The sequence below is a fragment of the Candidatus Methylomirabilis limnetica genome (genome assembly GCF_003044035.1).
GTDB classification, from domain to species: domain Bacteria; phylum Methylomirabilota; class Methylomirabilia; order Methylomirabilales; family Methylomirabilaceae; genus Methylomirabilis; species Methylomirabilis limnetica.
In genome coordinates this window covers 1-7,713 of record NZ_NVQC01000004.1, presented here as the reverse complement: position 1 = coordinate 7,713, position 7,713 = coordinate 1, and the positions used below count along the sequence as shown (strand labels likewise).

Genomic DNA, 7,713 nt, shown 5'->3' with positions numbered 1-7,713 from the left:
TACGGGTTATCCAACGCCGTGCGTATGGGCTGCGGGATGAAGAATATCTGAGGCTGAAAATACTCACGTCCATGCTCCCGGCACTCTGAAAAACATGAAATTCACCCACTCGATTACGCGAAGAGCCAAAATATTTTTAAACTTAGTCCGTCCAGCACATGATTGCTATATGCGAGTTTATTAAGAAGAGCGCCTGTTACTTTGATTCCGGTTGAAGGATCTGGCCCACATTTCTGTCATTTCCGTGTAAATGGGAATCTAGTCTTTTAAGATAGTTACGCTCCACCTGGATTCCCGCCGCTTCATGAACTTATGCTACCGGAGTCAAACTAATATGAATAATTTCGCAATCACACCCGACGACAGGGTATTAGTTATTGGGTCTACCGGTTTTATTGGAGGCAGACTGGTTCCTGAGCTTTTCAAAAAAGGTATAAAACTCAGGCTTCTCGTCCGTAATCCTTCAAAACTTTCACCCTCCCTATTGAAAAATGAACTCATTGAAGTTGTAAAAGGGGATCTCCTGAAAAACGAAGGATTACCTGAGGCTTTCCACACTATTCACTCTGCGTATTACCTGGTTCACTCCATGGGTGGAAAGAGTATCTTTTCAAATAGAGAATTTGTAAAGGCTGATAAACTTGCAGCAAGGAACTTTGTTACGGCAGCAGACGCCGCCGGACTCAAAAGGGTAATATATCTTGGTGGACTGGGTGAGATGGGGAAAAATCTCTCTGAACATCTGAGAAGCCGTGCAGAAGTTGCTGAAATTCTCGCTTCCGGCAAGACACGGGCAACGATTTTACGAGCGGCAGTTATCATTGGCGCGGGCGGCGCTTCCTATGAAATGTTGCGATATCTTGTTGAACGCCTTCCCGCTATGGTGTGCCCCAAATGGATAGATACAAAAATCCAGCCTATCGCGGTTCGGGACGTCCTTGCATATCTTGTCGGATGTCTTGTGAATCCTGAAACTGCCGGTAAGATATTTGACATCGGCGGCCCTGACATTATGACCTACCGTGAGATGATGCAGCAACACGCCAGGGCAAAAGGCCTTTATCCGAGACTTATTGTCCGTGTTCCCGTCCTAACGCCTCATTTGGCAGCATATTGGGTTGATTTTGTAACCCCTGTGCCGTCAGGTATTGCACATCCGTTAATTGAAGGTATGAAGAATGAGGTTGTTTGCCATGAAAACAGCATCGATCGCTATATCCCAATCAGGAAAACTCCTTTTCCTGAGGCTGCAAATATTGCGATTGAAGAAGAAAAGGAGATACATGGAACTATCGAGTCATGAAACCATGCATGAAAAAATCAAATTGGGCATCAGCTCCTGTTTACTTGGTGAACAGGTGCGTTATGATGGTGGGCACAAACTCGACCGCTTTATAACTGATACCCTTGGGCAGTATTTCGAATGGGTGCCTGTTTGTCCTGAATTTGAATGCGGGCTTCCCATACCACGGGAACCTTTGCACCTGGTGGGAAGCCCGGAATCTCCTCGACTCATAACCAGCAGGACCGGCATTGACCATACAGAAAAGATGCTGCAATGGGCGGAGAACAAACTCGGGGAATTAGAACAGGAGAATCTCTGCGGCTTCATCTTTAAGAGCAAATCCCCAAGTTCTGGCATTAGTGGTGTAAAGGTTCATACGCTGTCTGGTATACCCATTAAGCGAGGCATTGGCATCTTTGGCGGCGCGTTCATGAAGCGCTTTCCGCTCACCCCGGTAATTGATGACGGCCGACTCCACAACCCCCAGTTAAGAGAAAACTTTATTGAGACCGTTTTTGTTTTTCAGCGATGGCAGAAGATTCAGAAATCCAGGAGCATCAGCGATCTGGTCGAGTTTCATTCCAGCCATAAACTTCTGATGCTGGCTCACAGCCCCAGGCATTACGCAGCTTTGGGTCAACTCGTGGCAGGTGCAAAAAGGGTTAAACGGGAAACCCTGTTCTCTGCTTATATTAAAGGTTTCATGGAAGGTATGAGTCTCCTTGCAACACCAAAGAAGAACGCAAACGTCCTGATGCATATTTCAGGATATTTCAAAAAACTAAATTCTTCAGATGAAAGGCAGGAGTTGCTTGAAGTTATTGAAAACCACCGCAAATGTCTTATCCCATTAATTGTCCCTATTACTTTGGTAAAACACTATGTCAGAAAATATACCGTACCGTATTTACAGAAACAGTACTATCTCAATCCCCACCCTATGGAACTCAAGGATAGTAATTTGCTTTTTGACTGGCCCGAGAGTACACCCGGCGCAGGGCAGCGTCAACGCAATGTCAGATGAACTGACGGGATTTTAAGGAGAACAGAGAACCAATCGAGGAATGTTGGATCTGCCGACTGTCTCATGTGCAACATCATCTGCAACCACCACCGTTTGACCCGCAAAACGCCACAGTGTCACCAACTGTCGACACACACCATCCCTGCTGTCACGCCGCATGTTATCTGGCTTCACAGGTATTACGGGATGTCGTACGCCTCGTGATAGTCGCTCACCTGACTGTCAGCGTACACCCGCAGCGCCTCGTCACCTGCGCTCACCGGAGGGTCTCTCCCCCCGTTTCGAAATCCGCTTCGGACTATCCCACACACCACGATGAGCCAGAATCGTGCGGATCACTGCCGCGGCTTCGATCAATGCCCGCACCCGCATCGTGCCGTGACACGTGGGACAGGTGAGTGGATCACTCTCGTCTCTTGTCTGACTCAGCCTCGCCCAGTGGGCACGACCTGCCCAAAAGCTGGCAGGTCAGCCGAAGTCCTGTTCGGTTTCCATGTCACGCTACTGCGTCACATCAAAAGAGCTCGCAACCCAGGGTATTTGTCTCTACAATAACCGTATGCGAATCACGTCCGATCCGACCACACGCGAGAATACGCCAGCGGGACGCAGATTAGATTTCGCTGACGCGACGTTCGTCTCTGCTGGTATCACAGTGGAGTTCGAGGACACACGGAAAAACTATGGCGAAACACGCGTCATCTGCTATGGCCTCTTGGGCCTTTCCACTCCGGTGCAGCCGACCGATACGACAAAGTACGGTCGCGCGGCGGGAATCGGACCGAGCGTTGCGATCGCCACTGCGGCCGTGCAGCGGCCCGCGTTGGTGCTGTCGACGCCATCGCCGCCGTCACAGATTCCAGGCAGCGTCGCGCCACACCGATCCAGGCGGCATCGCGTGCGGTTCACTCCTCTGGAACGGCCATCACGCGCGACGCTGTCGACGCGAGTTCCTACATCCCTGGCGCCCTCGTCAACACCTACGCCTAGACCAGGAGATCTTCTCTTGAGCCGCCCTCGCGACGCGCGTCGAAGGGCGAGATGACCATGGATTTTTTCGCCACCACCGCACAAGGAATGGAGCACCTGCTGTGCGATGAGCTGCGCGCTCTCGGAGCGGAGATCACCTCGGAGACGCGGGCCGGTGCCTCGTTTCGCGGGGAGCTCGAACTGGCCTATCGCGCCTGCTTGTGGTCACGCACCGCCAATCGAATCTTGATGCCGCTCTGCACCTTCCCCGCCGCAGACGAGACCGCGCTCTACGATGGCGTCCGCACCATTCGCTGGTCGGAGCATCTCACCCCGGCGCAGACCATCGCCGTCGACTTTCGATCGTCCCGCTCTACGATCACCCACGCTCACTTCGGCGCGCTCAAGACCAAAGACGCGATCGTCGATCAATTTCGCGACGAACAAAATGAGCGCCCCTCGGTCAAGGTGGTCGAGCCGGATGTTCGGGTCAATGTCTACCTCCACGAGGACAAGGCAACGATCAGCCTCGATCTGTCGGGCGAGAGCCTGCACCGACGCGGCTATCGCGCCCAGGCAGCCGAGGCGCCGCTGAAGGAGACTCTCGCGGCGGCAATCCTTTTGCTCGCCGATTGGCCGGCGCTCAGCAAGCTCGGTACACCCCTGCTCGATCCCATGTGCGGCTCGGGGACGCTCCCCATCGAAGCGGCGCTCATCGCCGCGGACATCGCGCCCGGACTGAAGCGGAGCTACTTTGGGTTTCTCAATTGGCTTGGCCACGACGCCCAAATGTGGCATCGCGTATTGGCGGAGGCGGAGGCCAGCGAGATTCGCGACGCGAAAAGAATCCCGCCAATCGTCGGCTTCGACGTCGACGGTCGCGCGGTGCGAATTGCCCTCGAGAACGTCGAACGGGCCGGCCTGCGAGGGCGAGTGCATATCGAGAAGCGCGAACTATCCGAGGCGCGGCCACTCGAACGCCGCCGCGCACCAAGCGGTGAAGGGCCGCTCGGAGTCCTCGTCAGCAACCCGCCCTATGGCGAGCGCATGGGCGAGGAGGATTCCCTCGGACCGCTGTACGAGACCATCGGCAATCTTCTCCGCCGCGAATTCACCGGCTGGACCGGGTACGTCTTCACGGGCAACCCGGAGCTGGCCAAGCGCATCGGGCTGCGCGCGGCCAAGCGGCACATCTTGTGGAACGGCGCCATCGAGTGCCGTCTGCTCGAATTTCCGATCTCGAAGGAGAAGGCTCGTACCACCGACGATCCCGGGCCGGCGTGGCGAAAACCTCGCCCACCCCGTCCGCCCGCCCCGGAAGCGCAGATGTTCGTCAACCGCCTGCAGAAGAACTGGCGCCACTTGCGCAAGTGGGCGAAGCGCGAAGGCGTGTCCTGCTACCGCATCTACGACGCTGATCTCCCGGAGTACGCGGTGGCCGTCGATCTGTACGAACAATCGGCGCACGTACAGGAGTATCAAGCTCCGAAGACCGTCGACGAGAAGAAGGCCGAAGAGCGTCTCGAGGACATCATGGCCCTGTTGCCCGAGGCGCTCGGCCTTCCGCGCAAAGACATCTTCTTGAAGGTGCGCCGTCGCCAACGGGGCCGGGAGCAGTACGAGAAGCAGGGCAGTGAGAGCGCGGTGCGCGAGGTCAGCGAAGGCGGCTATCGCTTCCTCATCAACCTGAGCGACTATCTCGACACCGGCCTCTTCCTCGACGACCGGCGCCTGCGGGCGATGATCGGCGAGGCGGCGCGCGATCGCGATTTTCTCAACCTCTTTTGCTACACCGCGACCGCCACCGTCTATGCCGCCAAGGGCGGAGCCACATCGACCACCAGCGTCGATCTCTCGAACACCTACCTCGACTGGGCACAGCAAAACTTTGCGCTCAACAACATCGCCGGGAACACACACCACCTTGTCCGCGCCAACTGCAGCGAGTGGCTTGCCGAGCCGCGCTCGCCCTATGGACTCATCTTCTTGGCCCCCCCGACGTTTTCCAACTCGACGCGCATGGACACCGTGTTCGACCTGCAGCAAGGCTACATTCATCTCGTGGAAAAGTGCGCCGATCTGCTCACCCCCGACGGGATTCTCTTCTTTTCCACCAATTTCCGACGCTTCAAGTTCAACCCGGCGGCGTTCCCGGGACTGCGCAGCGAGAACATCTCACGGAAGACGATTCCACAAGACTTCGCGCGTGATCCCCGCGTCCATCAAACGTGGAAGATCGTACGCCGCTGAGCGCTACTTTCTTGTCTTCTCGTAGGTTTCGATGATCTCGGCGCGGCCGACACCGTGGCCGCCCATCGCACCTTCGAGCGCGGCCATCGTGGCGATGAGCCCGATCCCAGCCTTCGCCGTGCCTCTCGACTCAGCGTCGAAATGATGCTCTGGTAAGGCGGTGCGCGACCACATTCCGAGCAGCGCTCCTCCGAACGTACATGCGAACACGATCATGCCGACAATAGTAGGATTCATGGTGTCGCCTCAGAACTCTCCGTCGCTGCCCAACTGATGGGCTCAGCCGCGGCGCTGCCGGAGCGATTCGTGGGCAGAGACATCGGCTGAAGCGCCCTGTTGAGCTTTAAAACTACCTTTTTTGCTTTATGAGCTGCTGCCAGAATGCCTGCTCTGTGACAATGAGCCGAGCAATGTAAGGGTCGTCTCGTTCGACGCGAAGGTGGATTTCTTGAAGACCTGGTAACCAACAGAAGAAATCAATGCCTGGCAGCCCAGTAACCGCCAGAATATGCTGAAGCTGACCGATGTAATAGCTTGGCACTTGTCGGCTGCTAACTGTCTTTCTGTGGACGCTTTCGCCACATTTGATTTCTACCACTGTGCTCCCATTGGCTGCCAAGCCGTCCACGCTGGCACGCTGCCACTTGTGCTTATTGCTTTGGAGGCAAGCGGGAGTAACGCGAACCTTGCTGATTGCCTCGTATCGCTTTCTGGCTTCCGGCTCAAGTGCGGTGCCTCTTGCCATTGCCGCGCTGCCCTCGAATTGCTCGGCTGTGCCGAGTTTTTCTGAAAGTAGATCAGCTGAGCTTTTCCACGGGTTTTCACCCATGATAGCTGGAGCATCCGATGCGCCAATGCCATTGCTGCGCCACTCAAGCCACTCAGTAGTTCCTTGTTGAAGATTGACAACAGTGTATGCGGTATTCACGTCTCTCCCTTTGATGCCCAATCGGGATAGGGGGGCCTCACGGCATCCCCCCTCCCACACCACCGGACATACGGATCACGGCAGTTCGGTTGATTACTTCGGCAAGACTGCATACCGGGCGTTCGGACTCCTCTATCCACCACGCACATCGCTCTTTCGATCAGCTACGTTTCCGCCGGCTTTCTGCATACTGGACACAGGGCTTACTGACCCTTTAAACCATTCGGGCCTTCGGGATATAAGGACAGACACTCTTTCTTGAAATCCTCTCTTGATCTTCCCCTCTGCAATACGTATCTTACTCGTCCAGTGTCCTGCGCACCTCCCAGATGAGCCCGTCTCTTCGCAGTGGCTGCTCTGTCGTCGTGCGCCTTCGAATCCCTGTCGTTCCGAAAGACTTCCTGGCGATCATTCCCTTGTTGCCTCACATGATGCGAGTGGTCGGGTGCAACGATTCAGGTACTCCGTGGCATGCGCGATCATGACCGTAAACACCACGAATCGTCACGATAAATAGTGTCTGTCCCAATACTGTTCGGCACATAATTTGCCGCTACTGAGCATGGAGTAATAAAACAGGTGTGATTTCTTCCTGACGGAATACCCCTTAAAAAAGTTTCATGAACCCCTTCATTTTTGCTGGACTCACGCGTTTTTTTATGTGATATTCCACGGCATGGAACAATCCATGACCGTAAATGTCCAGCAAATCCGACAGCTGCTTACTGCCACCCCCGACTGGCACCGCACCCGCCTCTCTTTGGAGATTTGCAGGTTGTGGAACTGGCAAAGTCCCACAGGGCAATACAAAGACATGGCCTGCCGCAGCCTCCTGCTGAAACTGGAGCGAGCTGGCTCTATTGTGTTGCCTCCCCGCCAGGGGAAACTTACTTTTACGTCCCGTCCTTCTTATCCATCTGTTCCATATCGAAAGGAAGGGATCAGCGACAGTCTCAAGGCATTGATTCCCCTTCGGATCACGGTTGTAAGCCTCAAATCGGAGGATTATGCGCTGTTCAACTGCCTCTTGTCACAATATCATTACCTGGGTTACCGTGGCGCTGTAGGGGAAAACATCAAATACCTGATTCGCGATGCTTCGCACCGCCCCCTGTCCTGTCTCCTGTTTGGCCATCCTACAGAAAGGCAATCTCACTGCCGCAACCTGCACCGATTGCCATGGCGCTCACGAGATCCGACGAGCTGCCGATCCCGCCTCTGGCGTCTTCAAGCAGAACGTCGCCGTCACCTGCAAGC

Annotated in this window: 7 protein-coding genes; 4 read left to right on the top strand and 3 right to left on the bottom strand. The window is 55.1% G+C overall.

The genetic code is table 11. The features are described 5' to 3' along the window. The first annotated feature begins 334 nt into the window (after positions 1–334). Both CLG94_RS00190 and CLG94_RS00185 read left to right on the top strand, forming a co-directional pair. Complete coding sequence (locus tag CLG94_RS00190; protein WP_107560892.1) at positions 335–1,303, top strand: NAD(P)H-binding protein; 969 nt, start codon at positions 335–337, stop codon at positions 1,301–1,303. 4 nt (positions 1,304–1,307) lie between these two features. Then, positions 1,308–2,309 carry a YbgA family protein gene (locus CLG94_RS00185; protein WP_107560891.1) on the top strand — a complete coding sequence of 334 codons (1,002 nt, stop codon included), beginning with the start codon at positions 1,308–1,310 and terminating at the stop codon, positions 2,307–2,309. Between the two features lie 705 nt (positions 2,310–3,014). On the opposite strand, the gene CLG94_RS12920 is transcribed toward CLG94_RS00185, so the two are convergent. Next, the gene (locus CLG94_RS12920; protein WP_133174578.1) at positions 3,015–3,218 is read right to left on the bottom strand and encodes a hypothetical protein; all 204 of its coding nucleotides are present in this window, start codon (positions 3,216–3,218) and stop codon (positions 3,015–3,017) included. A 132-nt stretch (positions 3,219–3,350) separates the two neighbouring features. Here CLG94_RS12920 and rlmKL point away from each other — a divergent pair, with 132 nt between their 5' ends. Further along, positions 3,351–5,528 carry a bifunctional 23S rRNA (guanine(2069)-N(7))-methyltransferase RlmK/23S rRNA (guanine(2445)-N(2))-methyltransferase RlmL gene (rlmKL, locus tag CLG94_RS00180; protein ID WP_107560890.1) on the top strand — a complete coding sequence of 726 codons (2,178 nt, stop codon included), beginning with the start codon at positions 3,351–3,353 and terminating at the stop codon, positions 5,526–5,528. 3 nt (positions 5,529–5,531) lie between these two features. Here rlmKL and CLG94_RS00175 read toward each other — a convergent pair whose 3' ends face one another. After that, positions 5,532–5,765 (bottom strand): hypothetical protein, encoded by a 234-nt coding sequence (locus CLG94_RS00175; RefSeq protein ID WP_107560889.1) that lies wholly within the window; start codon positions 5,763–5,765, stop codon positions 5,532–5,534. Positions 5,766–5,877: 112 nt separating this feature from the next. Continuing rightward, a complete protein-coding gene (locus CLG94_RS00170) occupies positions 5,878–6,456 on the bottom strand; it encodes a YqaJ viral recombinase family nuclease (RefSeq protein WP_161953934.1) in 579 nt (192 codons plus the stop codon). Between the two features lie 676 nt (positions 6,457–7,132). On the opposite strand from CLG94_RS00170, the gene CLG94_RS13895 reads away from it, so the two are divergent. Beyond that, the coding region (locus tag CLG94_RS13895) for a Druantia anti-phage system protein DruA (protein ID WP_121592138.1) at positions 7,133–7,713 on the top strand (581 nt) is incomplete at its 3' end.

Coding starts and splice junctions, on each gene's coding strand:
- CLG94_RS00185 (WP_107560891.1), top strand. CDS start 1,308: ATGCATGAAAAAATCAAATTGGGCATCAGCTCCTGTTTACTTGGTGAA.
- rlmKL (WP_107560890.1), top strand. CDS start 3,351: ATGACCATGGATTTTTTCGCCACCACCGCACAAGGAATGGAGCACCTG.
- CLG94_RS00190 (WP_107560892.1), top strand. CDS start 335: ATGAATAATTTCGCAATCACACCCGACGACAGGGTATTAGTTATTGGG.
- CLG94_RS00175 (WP_107560889.1), bottom strand. CDS start 5,765: ATGAATCCTACTATTGTCGGCATGATCGTGTTCGCATGTACGTTCGGA.